This window comes from Pseudoalteromonas sp. C2R02 (genome assembly GCF_018860845.1).
Taxonomy (GTDB): Bacteria; Pseudomonadota; Gammaproteobacteria; order Enterobacterales; family Alteromonadaceae; genus Pseudoalteromonas.
Window position 1 is genome coordinate 1 of sequence record NZ_JAHKQC010000051.1, and the last position, 17,031, is coordinate 17,031.

The window sequence follows — 17,031 nt, forward strand, 5'->3', positions numbered from 1 at the left end:
GTTTATTTTATAGCCTTTTTTTATACTTGTTTTTTGCGTATAATCCGCGCTCGTTTTTTGTTCTGTTTTAATTGAAGTAGCTGTCATCACAGTTTATTGAGGCCTTGAGTGATTGTATTTTTGAGTGTGTTTTTTGCTGTTTCATTATATGTTCTAGCAGTTAAAAAGGGCATGCCAACAAAGCGTTGGTTAGTGTTAGGCAGCTTACTTGGGCCATTTGCATTCATTATGTTTAATTTACATTATCGAAGAGCTTTATTACGCTGTATCCCTGATCATGCGATTATATGGCGAACTTAGCAATATTGGTTGAAGCTAAGCTTATCCAGCGATAGGTAAATCTATAGTTGCTAAGCAGCCTGTTTCATCTGTTCTATTGCTAAGAGACAGTTTACCATTGTGCACTTCCAATATTTGCCTGCATAAAACTAAACCAATGCCCGAACCTTGCTTTTTGGTCGTATAAAATGGCACAAATAAATTGCTTTCATTGCTAATTCCCGCACCTTGATCGCGAATGAATAGCTGAAATCGCCCTTGATTTAATTGCCAGTTGATCTCTATATTCCCGCCGTTGTCTGTTGAATTGATAGACTCAACTGCATTTTTAATCAAATTGATAATTACTTGCTCAATTTGAACCGGATCTATCAATAATTTGACGTATTCACTTGGGATAATTTGGATCTGATTATTTTGATAAAGCGGGATAATTTTATTTATTAAATCATGAAAATCGGTTTGCGCTTTTTTAGGTTCAGGTAAATGTGCTATTTGCTTATAGCTATTTACAAAGTTAGTGAGGTTATTAGCACGCTGGGCGATAATGGAAAGCCCATCAACTAAGTTCTCTTTATGCATTTCAATGTTTTGCTGTTTAGACATCATACGTTTTAATGTTTCACTGATAGAAGCGATGGGAGCAAGAGAATTATTGATTTCATGGCTGATCACTCTAACTAAACTTTGCCAAGCATTACGCTCTTCCACTCTTAATAATTGGCTGACATCGGTCAAAAATAATAGTTTATGCTGTTTACCAGCTTCTCTAAACTCTTCCATATGCACATTAAATTTGCCTTGTTGCTTATTGAAAATAAGGTTCATAACCTTACTTTCACCTCGCTCAAGGTGCTTTAATTGTTCTAGTTGCTCTGATGGTGTTGCTTCTTTAGCGTTCGCAGTTAATCCTAATAGGTTCTGGGCTGCTGGGTTAATAAAAGCAAACTCATTGTCGTCATTTAAGGCTATAGTGGCTACATCTATATGTTTAATGACAGTTTGTAATAAAAACTGGCTTTCTACAGATTCTGTTCTTTGCTTTGTGAGTCTTTGAGCTAAGGAATTTACTGAGTCGACTAATTCATTTAATGCGGTATCACCTTCACTGGTGCGCGCTCTTAAACTGTAATCTCCTTGGATCATGGCATCTAACAAGTTACAAATACTACGAAATTGATAAGCTGAAATTTGATGAATTTTAGTATGACAATAAACGATAATAATGCTGAACAGTAATATAGTGAGTAGCACTAAAGGTGTCGATATATCGGCATACATCATCATAAATATTAATAAAAAAAATACAGGTAAACATGCAATTAAAGATAATTGGGTTAATTGCTTTTCAAAGGAAACTTTATTTTTCATTATAAAATATGAAACCTACATTTTTTCTAATCGTCGATAAAAGGCACTTCTACTTAAACCAAGTGATTTAGCCGCTTTAATGACATTACCATCAAATAAAGACAGACGTTTATCAATAATATTTAGCTCTAAAGTTTCAAGTGTTGCTAAATTATTAGGATCTTCTTTAACTGCTTGAGTAGCGACCGGTACTTTTTGTGTTATTGGTAAACCTAAATCATCAACTGATATTTCATCTGCTTGGCAAAGAATATGTGCACGTTCCATGACATGGTTTAATTCTCTTATATTACCAGGCCAATCATAATCCAATAAGGCCTGCTGTGCTGTTTTATGTATTATGAGTTTACGTGTATGATGCTTAAGCGCCATTTGAGATAAAAATGACTCAGCTAATAAAATGATGTCTTCTTTGCGTGCTCTTAAAGGCGGTATTTCAATGGCTATGGTATTTATTCTGTAGAGTAAGTCTTTTCTAAACGCGTTATTGTCTACAGCTTGGTTTAAATCCGCATTAGTGGCGCTAATAAGCCTAATATCTACAGATTGTGTTTTATTGCCGCCTACCTTTTCAAATTCACTATCTTCTAATACGCGAAGTAATTTTCCTTGCTGAGAATAGGGCGTATTGGCTATTTCATCTAAAAATAATGTGCCACTATCTGCGAGCTCAAATCTGCCTATACGGGTTGTTTTGGCATCAGTAAATGCACCTTTGGTATGGCCAAACATTTCACTTTCAAATAGGGTTTCAGTAACAGCGCCCATATTAACGGAAATTTGGCTGGCACTTTTCCTACTTGAATGCGCATGAATATAGCGGGCAAACATGCTTTTCCCTGTGCCATTTTCGCCAGTTAATAATACGCTTGCTTCACTTTTAGCCACATGCTCTATAATACTGAGTGTTTTTTTCATAGCTGCTGATTGTGCTATGAGTTCACCGCTAAATTCACTATCAACTTCTTGCTGTAACAACTGGTTTTGTTGACTTAGCTTTTGGGAGTTTCTTTCACTATTAGCGAGTTTTATTTGGTTATTAATGATGGCTATAAGCCTATCAATATCCCATGGTTTTTGAATGAAATCATTGGCACCATTTTGCATGGTGCTCACAGCAACTTCAATCGTCGCCCAACCAGTCATAACAACAATGGGAAGATGCTCGTCACATTTTCTAATAGCAGAAATAAGAGCTAAACCCTCTTCACCTGAGGTGGTATCAAAAGAGTAATTTAAATCCATTAATACTAAATCAAAATTGTTTTTTTTGATTGCCTCTAATGCGGCATCAGGTGTTTCAGTGAGTATCACTGTAAAACCCTCTGAAACTAAAAGCATTTTTAATGCACTTAATACATCTTTATCATCATCTACTAATAAAATATTTTGCATCATGTTTATGTTTGTTATTCCTTTAATAAGCTCAGTATATACTTTATTTAATTTAAGTAATTTAAATTGTTTTAAAGATTAATAAAGTAACGAGATTTTAAATACACGCTACTTTATTAAATGAGTGAATAAATGTTTAATGTGCAATATTTGTTAAAGCATCATGTCCCCAACCAATTAACTTTTGATTTTTGAAAATCAGCGGCGTGGTTTCATCTTTTGAGGTTACATTATCGTGATGTTGGCGAGATGTACGGTAATACATTACGCGGTACTCTTGTCCATTTTGGATAAATGCTTCAGTGAAATTAGGCACCCCAAGTTTTAGCTCAATTTGGGTCTTGTCAGTATCAAGAACTAATTGATTGATCACTTCTCTATTTTTTTCTTGAGTGTGTTGCCAATTTTTATTTGAATCATCACCGCCGTGAATAAATACGCAGCCACTTAAAATTGATACAGAAACTAAAGTGAGTGATAGTTTTATTAATTTTTTCATACTATTTCCTTTTCTTAAATTGATACCAAATCTATTGATTTAGTGAACTATACTTATTCGGTATTAATTACTCGTGATGTAGTGCATCACTGGGTTCCATTTCTAATGCGCGTTGTGTTGGTAGGTAGGTTGCTAACATTACAACGCTGCCTATCATGGTTGTAATACTCAGTGAGATAATAACTAAGGCATCATTACTTGTGCCAAATAGTTGAGACATGGCGTAACCCATAGCACAACCGGCAATAACCCCAGGTATACCACCCCATAAAAGTTGTTTTGCTCCCCCTTTAATAAATTCTTTGGTTATGGTTTTTTCATCAGCACCTAAAGCGCGTTTTATGCCTATTTCTTGGGTTCTTTGATTTATGGTATTTGACATTACACCATAAATACCACTGGCGGCGAGTACCACAGCAGCAAGTCCAAATAACGCAGTTAATGAACTGATAAATTTGATTGGCGCTGTAAAACGTTCATTGCTTTGAGCATAAGTTTCAATTTTAAATGAAGGCAATAAAGGGTCTATAGACTGTAACGTTTTACGCAATGTTGTGCTCGCTGCATTGATATTAGACTTCATGCGCATTGCAATTGTGAGTTGTTGTCTTGGCGATTGTGTAAAAGGCCTAAATACAGATGGTAATGCACGACCTTCACGATTTCCTTGAATGGTGTTCTCAACAATACCAACGATAGTGATCCAAGTGATCTTTTCTGAATCCGTTTGCGCTAAACGAAAGCGTTGACCAATGGCATTTGAATCTTGGAAATGTTGTTGTGCAAACTCCTGAGTGACTAATGCTGTATTTTTCTCTAAGCCATTGTCACTTGAATTGAAATAACGGCCACTTTTTAAGGTGACACCTAGCTTTTGTAACGCATCTGGCATAATCGAGATATAGTTAGCTTTAGGGTAACTAATATTTGTATCTTTACTGTACTCTTTACCTTCTAAAATAAGCTTTTCTTCTAAGCTGTAATCACCTGGTAAAGCTGTTGAAATCATAACTTCACCGATACCTGGACTGTTTTCTAAGCGAGACTGTAAGGTTTTTGCAAATTGTACTTGTTTGTTTTTTGCATCATATTGTTTATCGGCTAATAATACTCTTGCTGTGAGTATATTATCTGTATCTGCACCGATATCTAAATTACTTTGCTGGTGGGCGGCATAAATCATCACACTCGCTGCAATTAAAATGGTCATAGATATAAAAATTTCACTGATCACTAATAGTTTATTAAGCCTTCCTGCCTTTTTACCAAGCGCGCCTCGCGTACCATCACGTAATACACTGTTAAAATCATTGCCTGAGTTTTTCCATGCGGGTAATAAGCCAGTCACAACAATCGTGATGATTAAAATAGTGACAAACAATTTTATTGTGTAGCTATCGATTGCAAACTGCCACCAAAAAGCGGTTGGATTAATAAAGAATGTTTGTGTGATTGGACCCGATACTTCTAACCCCCAAGCGACAATTAATAAACCGATAACACCACCTAAAGTACAAATAATGATGCTTTCCCATAACATCTGGCTGATCAGGCGAAATCTAGGTGCGCCTAAAGCAACACGAATAGCGGTTTCTTTTGAACGCTCAACAGCACGTGACAGTAATAAGTTACCTACATTGATAGAAGCTAAAGCTAAAATTAAAACAGCTACAATATGCATAGTGTAAATAACTGGCTGACCATCGCCTGCGCCAGAACCCGGTATTGTGGTGACATAAGCTGAAGTTGCTGTATTTGTTTGCGGATATTTATTTTCAATTCGCTTCATTATGACAGATAATTGCTGATCGATTTCAGACATTGAAGTGGCGTTATCAATATGCGCTAAACCGTATAAGCTAGGAGTATCGACACGTGTTGACTTCGTTTTATCGTCAATCATAGGTAACCACATTTGTGCATTATTTGGGAATAAATAACCCTCTGGCATAACACCGATTATTTGATGGTTATTACCATTTATTTTTAAAGATTGCTTAGTTACTTCAAGATCACCAGCAAACTGTTTTTGCCAAATATCATAACCAATGACAACAACCTTATTAGCGCCAGATAAATTCTCATTTGCATTAAAGTTTCTACCTAAAATCGCTTCAGTACGCGTGATGTTAAAAAAGTTAGGCTGAGTTAGTACGGCATTATAACGTCTTGCACCATCTCTTGCGGACACAGTGACATTGGTATTGCTATAGCCAGTAAACTCAGTTAATCCTTTTATACTGTGTTTAATTTCTTTAAAATCTAGTAAGTTAATTTTGTCAGAACTAATTGAACCATTATGAGATTCACTCAGCATGACAAGTGTTTCGCCATCTTTAAAATCTAATTCTTTAAAAAGAATGGTATTAAAAAAAGAAAACATATAAAGGCTTAAGCCTATGCCTGCAGCCATTACTAAAGTTGTTAAGGCTGTAAATCCAGGCTTTTTGGCTAATAACCGCAATGCATATTTAAAATCTTGAAATATCATAATATGTCCCTTTAAGCAGCTTTAGTGGTCTTAACTTGGTCTGATACTAAATGACCATCTAAAATTTCAATGTTTCTATTGGCTTGCTCAGCAGAGCGCGGATCATGGGTTACCATGCAAATCGTTGCGCCTTTTGCATGTAATTCATCTAATAATGCCATTACCGCAGCTGCATTTTTAGAGTCAAGGTTACCAGTTGGCTCATCCGCTAAAATAATTGATGGATCTCCAGCAATAGCACGGGCCACAGCGACTCTTTGTTGCTGACCACCTGATAATTGAGATGGAAAGTGTTTTGCTCTGTGCGCCATATCAACCTGAAGTAGGGCATTTTTGACCATTTCTTTGCGCTGTTTTTTAGTTAAATTATTACGATAGGTCAGCGGCAATTCAACATTTTCTTCCACATCTAAGTCACTGATTAAATTAAATGATTGAAAGATAAATCCAATTTCAGTGTTCCTGATTTTGGCTCTTTGCTGTTTTGATATATTCGAAACATCGTGCTCAGCTAATTGATAGCTACCACCTGTATTGGTATCTAACAGTCCTAATAATGATAATAAAGTTGATTTACCACAACCTGATGGTCCAGAGATTGAAACGTATTCCCCTTTATTTATTGTTAAACTTATTTTACTTAATGCATGTGTTTCTACATCTTCGGTATAAAATACTTTTTCAATGTTTTCTAATTTGATCAATGGATTGCTCATAATAATGTCCCTTAATTTATTCTGATTTTTTTATGTGTTTGCCAAATACTTGGATCTGAAACTATGATGGTTTCTCCAACGTCTAGGCCATTTAAAATTTCAATTTGATTGATAGAACCTTTACCTAACATTACGGTAACTTGCTCTGCGAACCTGCCATCACTGCTGACTTTATATAGTGAAGAAGTACTTTGACTTTGAGCAAATAACGGCCTATCTATAAATAAAGTGTTGGCAATATAGGATATTTTAATTTCACCATCGACTGTAAGATCTGGTCTTGCATCACTTGGTAAATTATCAGTAAAAGAGACATCAACTTGTACGCTGCCGTTCACTACTGCGGGATCTACTCTTGAAACTGTGCCAAATACCTTATTATTACGTGTATCTATAATGACTTTTTGACCTATTGCGACATCTCTAATTTGAATTTCAGGTATTTTCAGTTCGGCTATTAAATCATTTTTTCGGGCGAGTTTAGCGATATTACCGCCCATATTGACTCTTTGACCAGCTTCTACTGGCACTTCTTGAACTACACTATCTAATGTTGCCACTACCATTAAACTATCAACTTGTTGTTGTGCGCGTTCTAATGTTTTTGTCATTTTATTCAATCGTGCTTGTCGCGCATTACTTTGTACTATGATGTTTTGTTTAACTTTTTCTAAACGTGCAGATTGTAGTTCTAACCTTTGACCTAATTGTATTGTTTCAAGTCGGGTTTTTTCATAATCAATTTTAGAAATAACGCCTGAACCGCTTTGATAAAGCTGTTCTTGTGCATCTTGTTTAAGTTTACTGCTTTCATAATTTAACTTGGCATCTAACATTAATGATTTTTGATCTAATAAAAGGGCTTCTTGTTCAACTTTAGCCGCTTCACTTTCAGCGATTTTTGCCTCAAGTTCCCACTTGGTTTCTTCAAGTAGTTGTTCCAATTGAGGGTTACTTAATTTAACTATTAATTCGCCTTTTTTAACAGATTTACCCGCTTTCACAATGACCTTTTCAACTCTTGCTTCTACATTGGAAGATAACCATTGAATATCTCTGGGAACTAAAATTCCAGAGCCTCTTACTGATACTGAAAATTCACCACGTTTTACAGAATCTGTAACAATTTGATTTGAATCTATAGAAAAACTAGCTTGTGCTAAATACCATAAGTAATAAATAGCGCTCGCGACTACTATAAAAACTAAGGCCCAAATTAAAAACTGTGTGTATTTAGGTTTCTTTTGCGGTGTTCTCGATATATCCAAAATACGGCTCCATTTAAATAAGTACATTTCTTTAATATCATAGAGCAGAGAGTGTGCCATATTTGTAAGTTGTTGTTATTTTTGGTGATAAGTCTGTTTTTTTATGTTTTGCAATATGATGTCCCATGCATGGGATGTGTATATTTTGAAATATCCCATGAATGGGATTTTTTATCTTTAAATAAACTAGATGATATTTAAATCACAATGCACTGGTAATTTATACAGTTATAAGCCATTATCCCCAATATTATGTGTATTAAAGATTTAGGATCCTCTTGGCAATCATTTTAGCGATAGATCCAGGCTCTCGATTAACTGGATATGGTGTTATTGAACAAAAAGGTAGTCGGTTTACTTATTTAGGCAGCGGTTGTATTCGTCTAGGGGGAGGTCCTATCCCTGAACGTTTGAAAATGATCTACCAAGGTGTCACGCAACTGATAGAACAATTTAAACCTGATACATTTGCGATAGAGCAAGTGTTTTTAGCGCATAACCCAGATTCAGCTTTAAAATTAGGCCAAGCAAGGGGGGCAGCGATTGTTGCTGCTACTATGGCTGATTTACCTGTGACTGATTATTCAGCTAGGCAAATAAAACAAGCTGTTGTGGGAACAGGTGGAGCAGATAAAAAACAAGTACAACATATGGTTAAAGCAATTTTAAAACTCCCTGCATTACCGCAAGCAGATGCAGCCGATGCATTAGCTATCGCTATGTGTCATGGACACTCTCAGCAGAATTTAATTAAACTTGCTGGTCAGGCTAAAAAAGTTGTTCGCGGACGATTAAGATAAAAAATATTAAAAGGTAAAATAATGATAGGACGATTGAGCGGAATTCTAATAGAAAAGTTGCCACCTGAAATTTTATTAGATGTGAATGGTGTTGGCTATGAAGTGCAGTTACCTATGACGAGCTTTTACAATTTACCTGCAGAGGGCAAAACAGCCACAGTTTATACGCATTTTATTGTCAGAGAAGACGCGCAATTACTATATGGTTTTAATAATAAAACTGAGCGAGCATTGTTTCGTGAATTATTAAAAGCAAATGGTGTGGGTCCAAAGCTCGGTTTAGCTATTTTATCTGGCATGTCAGCTGAGCAATTTGTAAGATGTGTTCAGAATGAAGATGCCTCTACATTAGTTAAAATTCCAGGTGTAGGTAAAAAAACGGCTGAACGTTTAGTGCTTGAAATGAAAGATAGACTAAAAGATTGGGGCATGGATTTATTTACACCATATACTGATTCAGTAGGTGAAGATGGCTTGGTACTTGAGATGCAAGGTGCGCCAGTCGTTGATACTTCACAAGATGATGCTATTGCAGCATTAATGACACTAGGCTACAAACAAGCACAAGCTGAAAAATCTGTAAAATCAGCTACAAGTACCAATGGTAAAGGTTTAAGTTCTGAAGAACTAATAAAAGCCGCTTTAAAGTCAATGATTTAAATTTAAAACTTAATATAATAGTTAAAAGTAGAAGCAAATATAATGATAGAAGCAGATAGGCTGATAGAACCTGAGATTCAAGGTAATGAGGATGTTGTTGATAGGGCGATTAGGCCAAAACTATTAACAGATTACACAGGTCAGCCTCATGTTAAAAAGCAAATGGAAATATTCATTGCTGCGGCTAAAGCGAGATCTGAACCGCTAGATCACTTATTAATCTTTGGTCCGCCAGGTTTAGGTAAAACGACTTTAGCAAATATTGTTGCCAATGAACTTAATGTAAATATAAAAACCACATCTGGGCCTGTACTTGAAAAAGCAGGTGACTTAGCTGCACTTTTAACCAATTTAGAAGAAGATGATGTTCTCTTTATTGATGAAATTCACAGATTAAGCCCTCAAGTTGAAGAGATTCTATATCCTGCAATGGAAGATTATCAGCTCGATATTATGATAGGTGAGGGCCCAGCAGCACGTTCAATTAAATTAGACTTACCGCCTTTTACATTAGTTGGGGCTACAACTCGCGCGGGTTCATTGACATCACCTTTACGAGATCGATTTGGTATAGTGCAAAGGCTTGAGTTTTATTCTGTTGAAGACTTATCAAAAATTGTTAATCGTTCCGCTGATTTTTTAGATTTACCTATGAATGAACAAGGTGCAATTGAAATTGCGCAAAGATCACGTGGTACCCCACGAATTGCAAACCGTTTATTACGCAGAGTAAGAGATTATGCGCAAGTAAAAGGTGATGGTGCTGTGACGTTAGATATTGCACAACAAGCTTTAGATATGGTTGATGTTGATAAATCTGGTTTTGATTTTATGGACCGAAAGTATTTATTAGCGATCATAGAAAAATTCATGGGTGGGCCTGTTGGTTTAGATAACTTAGCGGCGGCTATCAGTGAAGAAAAAGAAACCATTGAAGATGTCATCGAACCTTATTTAATTCAGCAAGGTTTTATTCAGCGTACGCCAAGAGGACGGATAGTGAGCGACCGTGCTTACCTTCATTTCGGTTTAACAATCGAAAATAAAGAATAGTGGCAAATTTTGCAACTCATCTAAAAGTGAGTATTTTTACAAGTGCAGCTTTAAGCTCAGTTGTATTAAATACTCATATCGCAACAGCCCCTGAAAGTATTTTATTATTTATGATAGGCGCGATTTGTGGCTTATTACCTGATTTAGATGCTGATAATTCAAACTCTATTGATTGGTTATTTAGCATATTGGGGATCACGCTGAGTGTCGGATTTATTTTGTTGATACCACAATCATCAGTCGTGGCACTTTGGTTAATGGCTGGAGCTGTTTATTTGGCTACGCATTGGCTGATCAAACCTCTTTTTGAAAAACTTACGGTTCATAGAGGCAGTTTGCATTCTATTTTTGCTGTTGTCATGTTTACTTTGATTGGTATTTGTAGCGCATTGTTATTGTCGCAACCTTTAAATATGGCATTATTAATTGGCGTGTTTATCGCTTTAGGGTCATTAACCCATTTAATATTGGATGAAGCCTATAGTGTTGACCTTGAAAATAATGTGATAAAAGCTTCTTTTGGTACTGCTATGAAGTTGATAGATTTACGGTTTCCTTTAACTAGTTTATTTCAAGCTATACTCATTGTTTGCTCTCTTTTTTATATATTCCCTCACTTTCCAGAAATTATTAAGCAAGTATTAATATGGCAAGAAAAGATACTGCTTATTAGCTTTATACCTCAATACCTTGTAGGTAACTGACTTACAAGGTTATTTTAAGTATTAGATACATATCTAAATTTTAGGCAAAAAAAAGCCCGCACAGTGTGCGGGCAAAACAACAAGTTGGAAGGGAATCCAGGGTTTATCTAAAGTTTAACTTTAAATGAGTTCATAATACGAATTAGTCTTTCATCATATTATTAAGTATCTGTGCTGTAGAGAAGTGCTCTACATGTCTTAGCAAGGTACGGGAAGAATAATATAGTTTAACTGGTCGGGCTTCAAACTAGAAAAATTATTTTTTCGGATTAGAAAAACTAATGTCGAATATTTATTTCATGGATATATGTATCATTAATAAATTGTTAATTAATTTCAAGCTTATGTTTTTTATGTTTTATTTTTATCTTGGTGTGTTTTTGAACGATTAGTTTTCTTGTTTTTAACATCTTGTTTATAAGTAAAGTTACTCGTTATGCAAATTTCTTGCATAAAACTAAAACCTGTTGAATAGAGCACATCTAGTAAAAATTGTTTTTAATTGAGTATGTTTGTTATTTAACTGAATATTTTGTAATTCACGGTAAATTGATTGTCACAGCTTTATTGACTGGTTACACTAGAGCAGTTGTTGTATAGGGCATGATAGAAATAATGAAAATAGAATGAACTATTTGAATTATATATCTCTAATAAGTAAATCTATCATTCGTAATCCCTATTTTTATAAAGTATTGAGGAAAATATATCGTGTCATCTGAATTGTCATTTTTCGATTTAATTCTAAAAGCAAGTCCATTAGTTCAATTAGTAATGCTTGCATTAGTTGCAATGTCAGTTGTGTCTTGGACTATGATTTTCCAACGTCAAAAAGTACTTAAGCAAGCAAAAATCAGCTCTCAAAAATTTGAAGATAAATTTTGGTCAGGCAGTGATCTAAGTAAATTATACAATGAATTGTCAGCACGTAGTAATTCTCTAGAAGGTCTTGAAAGCTTATTTTGTGCTGGCTTTAAAGAATTTGCGAGATTATCAAAAAATAACATGGCATCCGCAGGTACGATTATGGATGGTACACACAGATCTATGCGTGTCGCCTTATCGAGAGAAACTGAAAAACTTGAAGCTAATTTATCATTCTTAGCAACGGTTGGTTCGATTAGTCCTTATATCGGTTTATTTGGTACTGTTTGGGGGATAATGAATGCATTTATCTCATTGGGTGCTGTTAAACAAGCCACTTTACAAATGGTCGCGCCTGGTATTGCAGAAGCTTTGATTGCAACTGCTATGGGGTTATTTGCTGCCATTCCTGCTGTTGTCTTTTATAATCGCTTTGCACATAAAGTAGAAACCCTTGATTCTAACTACGGTAACTTTATGGAAGAATTTTCTAATATTCTTCACCGCCAAGCTGTAGCAAAAAATGAGACTAATGCTTAATGTATCAAAGAAAAAAACGTCGTCCAGTTGCTGAGATAAACGTAGTACCTTACATAGATGTTATGTTGGTATTACTCATTATTTTTATGGCCACAGCTGCCACTATCACACAGGGCGTTGATGTAGATTTACCAAAAATGGAAGAGTCTGAATTAGTTGAAACAAAAGAAGCGCCACCGATAATTGTTTCAATCAATGCTGATGGGAAATATTTCGCATCAATTGGCATAGATCCAGAAGCTGAAATGGAAGCAATAGATATCGCAGCGCAAGTTAAACTTGCTTTAGATAAAGATCCTAAAACGCCAGTAATGATAAAAGGTGACGGTAGAGTGTCATATCAAGAGGTCTTACTCTTAATGGATTTCTTAAAAAGAGCGGGTGTGCCATCTGTAGGATTAATGACTAAGACTTTTGAGAATTAATAGTGACATTTAACGAAATTTTACCTTCTTTATTAAAATCATCGGCATTACATTGTGTTTTGGCAATAGGCTTAGTTGTCAGTGTATCATTCCAAGATGATACGCCAGAAGTAATGCAAGTAAATTTAAATCAAGAGAATGCTGTTGAAGCTATTTCAGTCGATCAAAGTGCTGTAGATAAACGTATCAAAGAATTAAAAAAAGATGATGCAAATAAAAAACGCCAAGAAGAGCAACGCATCAAGAACTTAGAAAAACGCGCTAATGAAGCTAAAAAGAAGCGCCAAGCTGAAGCGCGCAGAATCAAAAAGCTAGAACAACAAAGACAAGCAAAAGAGCGAGAAAAGAAAAAAGCAGAAGCCGCAGCTAAATCAGCAAAAGCAAAGCAAAGAGTTGAGCAAGATAAAGCAGCAAAAGCTAAAGCAAATAAAGAAAAAGCAGAAAAGGCAGCCAAAGCAGCAGCAACTAAACGTAAAAAGGAAGAAAAAGCATTGGCTGATGCACAAAAAGCCAGGAAACAAAAAGCAGCCGAAGAAAAACGCAAAGCAGAAGCTGCACGACAAAAAGCGTTAGCTGAACAATTGTTACAAGAGCAAATGGCACAAGAGCAAGCTATTCGCGCAAAAGCAAAACAAAAACAAGTATTAACAGAGGTTGAAAAATACAAAGCCATGATTATGGGTCGTATTGCGCAAAACTTCTTAAAAGATGAAAAAATGAAAGGAAAGCAGTGTCGATTGAATATTAGACTTGCTTTTAACGGTCTGGTAACCAAAGCAGTTTCACTTGGCGGTGATAAACTTGTATGTGAAGCTGCTTTACGTTCAATACGTATGGCTGATACATTACCGGTTTCAAAAGATAGAGCTGTATATGAACAGCTAAAAAATATTAATTTTACGTTTAAACCTGATTTTTAAGGGCTCACATGTTAAATCGGCTTAAAAGCTTAGTTTTAGTTACATTTATGTTTTCAATTGGTGCAATAAGTACCAATAGTTATGCTGTACTTGAAATAGTGATCACCGATGGTATCAATGGTGCCCGGCCAATAGGTATCGTACCTTTTAAATATGAAGGTGTAGGTGAACTCCCCTCAAGAATATCGGATGTGATTGCCTCTGATTTACGTCGTAGCGGTAAATTTAATCCTATTGCAACGATTAATATGCCACAAAAACCTTCTCAAGATGCTGAGGTTGATTACAGTGCTTGGGCTGCAGAAAAAGTTGAAGCGATTGTAGTTGGTAAAGTAACGCAACAAACCGGTGGTAGATATTTAATTAGCTATGAATTAATCGATATTTATCGTGGCCAAATAACTGGCGGTCAAACGCAAATGTTGGCAAATGGTAAGTTAATGAATAATCAGGATCATGTACTTGATGCCAGACAAACTGTGATAACTGAAGATAGATTTCGCCGTTATGGACATCGTATCAGTGACGTTGTTTATGAAGCGTTAACTGGTGAACGTGGTGCTTTTTTAACTAAAGTTGCCTATGTTGTAGTAAGAGATGAACAAGAAAGACCTTATCAATTAGTTGTTGCTGATTATGACGGTCAAAATGAGCAGGTTTTACTGCGCTCTAAAGAACCATTAATGTCGCCTACATGGTCACCAGATGCTACAAAACTTGCTTATGTGACATTTGAAAACCGTCAAAGCCAAATTTATATTCAAGATATCTATACTGGTAAGCGTGAACTTGTTACTTCTTATAAAGGCATAAATGGTGCACCAAGGTTTTCACCTGATGGCACTAAGCTTGCGATAGTATTATCAAAAGATAAAAAAGGTGCAACGGAAGTTTATGTTTTAGATTTAAAAACACGCACTGAACGTCGCATTACTCGCCATAGAAGTATTGATACAGAACCAAGTTGGCATCCAAATGGTAATGAGATCATATTTACGTCTGAAAGGGGTGGTAATGCTCAGATTTATAGCGTAAATTTAACGACTGGAAAAACTCGTCGACTTACTTTTGACGGAAATATGAATCTGGCAGGCTCAATTTCACCAGATGGAAAAGAATTGGTTATGGTAAATCGTACCTTAGGTCGTTATCATATCGCAAAAAAAGAACTGAGTTCAGGCGACTTTCAAGTATTAACAAGAACGCGTTTGGATGAATCACCGAGCATAGCACCAAATGGCTCGATGATAATTTATAGTACGTTACATAATAATAAGCAGGTATTAGCTCTGGTATCAATGGACGGTCGCTTTAAAGCGCGTCTTCCTGTCGCACAAGGACAGGTGAAAGCCCCAGCTTGGTCGCCATTTTTATAATTAACGAATTTTGATTTCACTTTTAGCAATAGGGATCTACTCGATGCAACTTAACAAAATATTTAAAGGCCTGCTTATTGCTGTGCCAGTAATGACATTAACAGCATGTAGCTCATCTTCAGATATAGATGAAGGTGCAGCAAATCAAAGCCAAACTAATCAAGTTGAACAGCAAACAAACGAGACTGTTGAAGTTGAAACGATTGCTCGTGAAAAATCAGCTGAAGAAAAACTTCGTGAAAAATACGATGCATTACGTCAAGAACAAGTAATTTACTTTGATTTTGATAAAGCACGTGTAAGCGGTCAATATGCTGAGTTATTGCAAGCACATGCTGATTTCTTAGTAAATAACGGTTCAGTTAAAGTACTGATCGAAGGTCATGCTGATGAACGTGGTACACCTGAGTACAATATCGCTCTAGGTGAGCGCCGTGCACAAGCTGTTTCTAAATACCTACAAAGCTTAGGTGTTTCAGAAGGTCAAATCTCACTAGTAAGCTACGGTGAAGAAAAACCAATGATTAAAACGCGTGACGAAGATGCTTTTGCTAAAAACCGTCGTGCTGTGCTTGTATACTAATTTTAAGTAGAAAAGAAATTATGAAGCCAAAATTAATTTTGGCAGCTATGATTCTGAGCGGGAGCACCCAAGTTTTGGCTGCTCCCGCTCCTGTTTCAGATGTTGCTTTAAATAGTAGTTCTAGCAAAGTAGAGTCACGATTATCTGCTTTAGAAAACATGATCAAAACAAGAAACTTGTTGCAAGTAGAACTACAACAACAAATTGAAGTTTTACAAGATGAAGTTAATCAACTTCGTGGTACGACTGAAGAGCAAGGTTATAAAATAGAAAAAATGCTACAGAGACAACGTGAACTCTATCAAGAGATAGAAGATCGTGTTTCTGAAGCTTATGCACAACCTGCTCCTGTAGTAGCTGAAAGTACAAATACTCCAGCTGTATCTATTAGTAATGATCTGTCTGAGAATGAAGCTTATGATCGTGCTGTTCAGCTTATTATGAAAGATAAGCGTTATGATCAAGCTGTACCAGAATTCCAAGCATTTTTAACAAGTTTTCCAGAATCGGTATATGTACCTAATGCACATTACTGGTTAGGGCAGTTATTAATGATGAAAAGTGATACAACACAAGCGCAAACGCATTTTGAATCTGTCGTAACAGGTTACCCTGATTCAAATAAACGTGCAGATGCTATGCTTAAATTAGGTACGGTTTATCAAAAGCTGAATTTAATTGTAAAAGCGAAGCAAATTTTACAAGATTTAATATCTCAATATCCAGATTCGACAGCAGCTAAGTTAGCAACAGATCGATTATCTAAGTTTTAAATTTGAGATAATGAATTGCTTTTTGGCTGCTTTTTGATAAAAGCGGTCTAAAATCAATCAAACAGATAAAAAACTGCAGAAATATAGTTTTTTAAGTTGCACTCGGTGTGTAAATAAGTATTATAAGCGCCCGCAGCCAGAGAGGATTGTAAAAAACTTTCGAAATGCGAATTATAAAGTAGAGCGTAATCTTTATAATAGAGCGGGTCATTAGCTCAGTTGGTAGAGCAGTGGACTTTTAATCCATTGGTCGATGGTTCAAGTCCATCATGACCCACCATTCTTTTGAATGGTACACCGGCAGGTTAATGCAA

The 17,031-nt window shown here is 35.9% G+C and carries 16 protein-coding genes and 1 tRNA gene; 11 read left to right on the top strand and 6 right to left on the bottom strand.

Annotated features, from left to right (window positions below):
* Positions 1 to 321: 321 nt before the first annotated feature.
* From KO527_RS23940 to KO527_RS23965, 6 genes are all read right to left on the bottom strand, one after another.
* Positions 322 to 1,650, bottom strand: a complete 1,329-nt coding sequence (locus tag KO527_RS23940) for an ATP-binding protein (RefSeq protein ID WP_216042762.1) — start codon at positions 1,648 to 1,650, stop codon at positions 322 to 324.
* Positions 1,651 to 1,665: 15 nt separating this feature from the next.
* On the bottom strand, positions 1,666 to 3,048 hold the full coding sequence (locus tag KO527_RS23945; protein WP_216042763.1) for a sigma-54 dependent transcriptional regulator: 1,383 nt from the start codon (positions 3,046 to 3,048) through the stop codon (positions 1,666 to 1,668).
* A 133-nt stretch (positions 3,049 to 3,181) separates the two neighbouring features.
* Positions 3,182 to 3,544, bottom strand: a complete 363-nt coding sequence (locus tag KO527_RS23950) for a DUF3192 domain-containing protein (protein WP_216042764.1) — start codon at positions 3,542 to 3,544, stop codon at positions 3,182 to 3,184.
* 67 nt (positions 3,545 to 3,611) lie between these two features.
* Positions 3,612 to 6,035, bottom strand: a complete 2,424-nt coding sequence (locus KO527_RS23955; protein ID WP_252734070.1) for an ADOP family duplicated permease — start codon at positions 6,033 to 6,035, stop codon at positions 3,612 to 3,614.
* Positions 6,036 to 6,046: 11 nt separating this feature from the next.
* Complete coding sequence (locus tag KO527_RS23960; RefSeq protein ID WP_216042765.1) at positions 6,047 to 6,751, bottom strand: ABC transporter ATP-binding protein; 705 nt, start codon at positions 6,749 to 6,751, stop codon at positions 6,047 to 6,049.
* A gap of 11 nt (positions 6,752 to 6,762) precedes the next feature.
* Positions 6,763 to 8,019 (bottom strand): HlyD family efflux transporter periplasmic adaptor subunit, encoded by a 1,257-nt coding sequence (locus KO527_RS23965; protein WP_216042766.1) that lies wholly within the window; start codon positions 8,017 to 8,019, stop codon positions 6,763 to 6,765.
* Positions 8,020 to 8,297: 278 nt separating this feature from the next.
* On the opposite strand from KO527_RS23965, the gene ruvC reads away from it, so the two are divergent.
* The 11 genes from ruvC to KO527_RS24020 all read left to right on the top strand — a co-directional run bounded on the left by ruvC (position 8,298) and on the right by KO527_RS24020 (position 16,997).
* Positions 8,298 to 8,819 (top strand): crossover junction endodeoxyribonuclease RuvC, encoded by a 522-nt coding sequence (gene ruvC, locus KO527_RS23970; protein ID WP_216042767.1) that lies wholly within the window; start codon positions 8,298 to 8,300, stop codon positions 8,817 to 8,819.
* A gap of 21 nt (positions 8,820 to 8,840) precedes the next feature.
* Positions 8,841 to 9,479: a Holliday junction branch migration protein RuvA gene (ruvA, locus tag KO527_RS23975; protein WP_216042768.1), complete on the top strand. Its 639-nt coding sequence runs from the start codon at positions 8,841 to 8,843 to the stop codon at positions 9,477 to 9,479.
* A 42-nt stretch (positions 9,480 to 9,521) separates the two neighbouring features.
* Positions 9,522 to 10,532 (top strand): Holliday junction branch migration DNA helicase RuvB, encoded by a 1,011-nt coding sequence (gene ruvB / locus KO527_RS23980; protein WP_216042769.1) that lies wholly within the window; start codon positions 9,522 to 9,524, stop codon positions 10,530 to 10,532.
* Positions 10,532 to 11,236, top strand: a complete 705-nt coding sequence (locus KO527_RS23985) for a metal-dependent hydrolase (RefSeq protein ID WP_216042770.1) — start codon at positions 10,532 to 10,534, stop codon at positions 11,234 to 11,236. Before ruvB ends, KO527_RS23985 begins: the two co-directional genes overlap by 1 nt.
* A gap of 711 nt (positions 11,237 to 11,947) precedes the next feature.
* Positions 11,948 to 12,640, top strand: coding sequence for a protein TolQ (gene tolQ / locus KO527_RS23990; protein ID WP_216042771.1), 693 nt, complete (start codon positions 11,948 to 11,950; stop codon positions 12,638 to 12,640).
* Positions 12,640 to 13,065, top strand: a complete 426-nt coding sequence (gene tolR / locus KO527_RS23995; protein WP_216042772.1) for a protein TolR — start codon at positions 12,640 to 12,642, stop codon at positions 13,063 to 13,065. Before tolQ ends, tolR begins: the two co-directional genes overlap by 1 nt.
* 2 nt (positions 13,066 to 13,067) lie before the next feature.
* On the top strand, positions 13,068 to 13,985 hold the full coding sequence (tolA, locus tag KO527_RS24000) for a cell envelope integrity protein TolA (RefSeq protein ID WP_354668661.1): 918 nt from the start codon (positions 13,068 to 13,070) through the stop codon (positions 13,983 to 13,985).
* Between the two features lie 47 nt (positions 13,986 to 14,032).
* Positions 14,033 to 15,361, top strand: coding sequence for a Tol-Pal system beta propeller repeat protein TolB (gene tolB, locus KO527_RS24005; RefSeq protein WP_252734080.1), 1,329 nt, complete (start codon positions 14,033 to 14,035; stop codon positions 15,359 to 15,361).
* 43 nt (positions 15,362 to 15,404) lie between these two features.
* Positions 15,405 to 15,944 carry a peptidoglycan-associated lipoprotein Pal gene (gene pal, locus KO527_RS24010; RefSeq protein ID WP_216042774.1) on the top strand — a complete coding sequence of 180 codons (540 nt, stop codon included), beginning with the start codon at positions 15,405 to 15,407 and terminating at the stop codon, positions 15,942 to 15,944.
* Between the two features lie 20 nt (positions 15,945 to 15,964).
* On the top strand, positions 15,965 to 16,717 hold the full coding sequence (gene ybgF / locus KO527_RS24015; RefSeq protein WP_216042775.1) for a tol-pal system protein YbgF: 753 nt from the start codon (positions 15,965 to 15,967) through the stop codon (positions 16,715 to 16,717).
* Positions 16,718 to 16,921: 204 nt separating this feature from the next.
* Positions 16,922 to 16,997, top strand: a tRNA-Lys gene (locus tag KO527_RS24020).
* Positions 16,998 to 17,031: the final 34 nt, after the last annotated feature.

Coding starts and splice junctions, on each gene's coding strand:
- KO527_RS23940 (WP_216042762.1), bottom strand. CDS start 1,650: ATGAAAAATAAAGTTTCCTTTGAAAAGCAATTAACCCAATTATCTTTA.
- KO527_RS23945 (WP_216042763.1), bottom strand. CDS start 3,048: ATGATGCAAAATATTTTATTAGTAGATGATGATAAAGATGTATTAAGT.
- KO527_RS23950 (WP_216042764.1), bottom strand. CDS start 3,544: ATGAAAAAATTAATAAAACTATCACTCACTTTAGTTTCTGTATCAATT.
- KO527_RS23955 (WP_252734070.1), bottom strand. CDS start 6,035: ATGATATTTCAAGATTTTAAATATGCATTGCGGTTATTAGCCAAAAAG.
- KO527_RS23960 (WP_216042765.1), bottom strand. CDS start 6,751: ATGAGCAATCCATTGATCAAATTAGAAAACATTGAAAAAGTATTTTAT.
- ruvA (WP_216042768.1), top strand. CDS start 8,841: ATGATAGGACGATTGAGCGGAATTCTAATAGAAAAGTTGCCACCTGAA.
- ruvB (WP_216042769.1), top strand. CDS start 9,522: ATGATAGAAGCAGATAGGCTGATAGAACCTGAGATTCAAGGTAATGAG.
- tolR (WP_216042772.1), top strand. CDS start 12,640: ATGTATCAAAGAAAAAAACGTCGTCCAGTTGCTGAGATAAACGTAGTA.
- tolB (WP_252734080.1), top strand. CDS start 14,033: ATGTTTTCAATTGGTGCAATAAGTACCAATAGTTATGCTGTACTTGAA.
- pal (WP_216042774.1), top strand. CDS start 15,405: ATGCAACTTAACAAAATATTTAAAGGCCTGCTTATTGCTGTGCCAGTA.
- ybgF (WP_216042775.1), top strand. CDS start 15,965: ATGAAGCCAAAATTAATTTTGGCAGCTATGATTCTGAGCGGGAGCACC.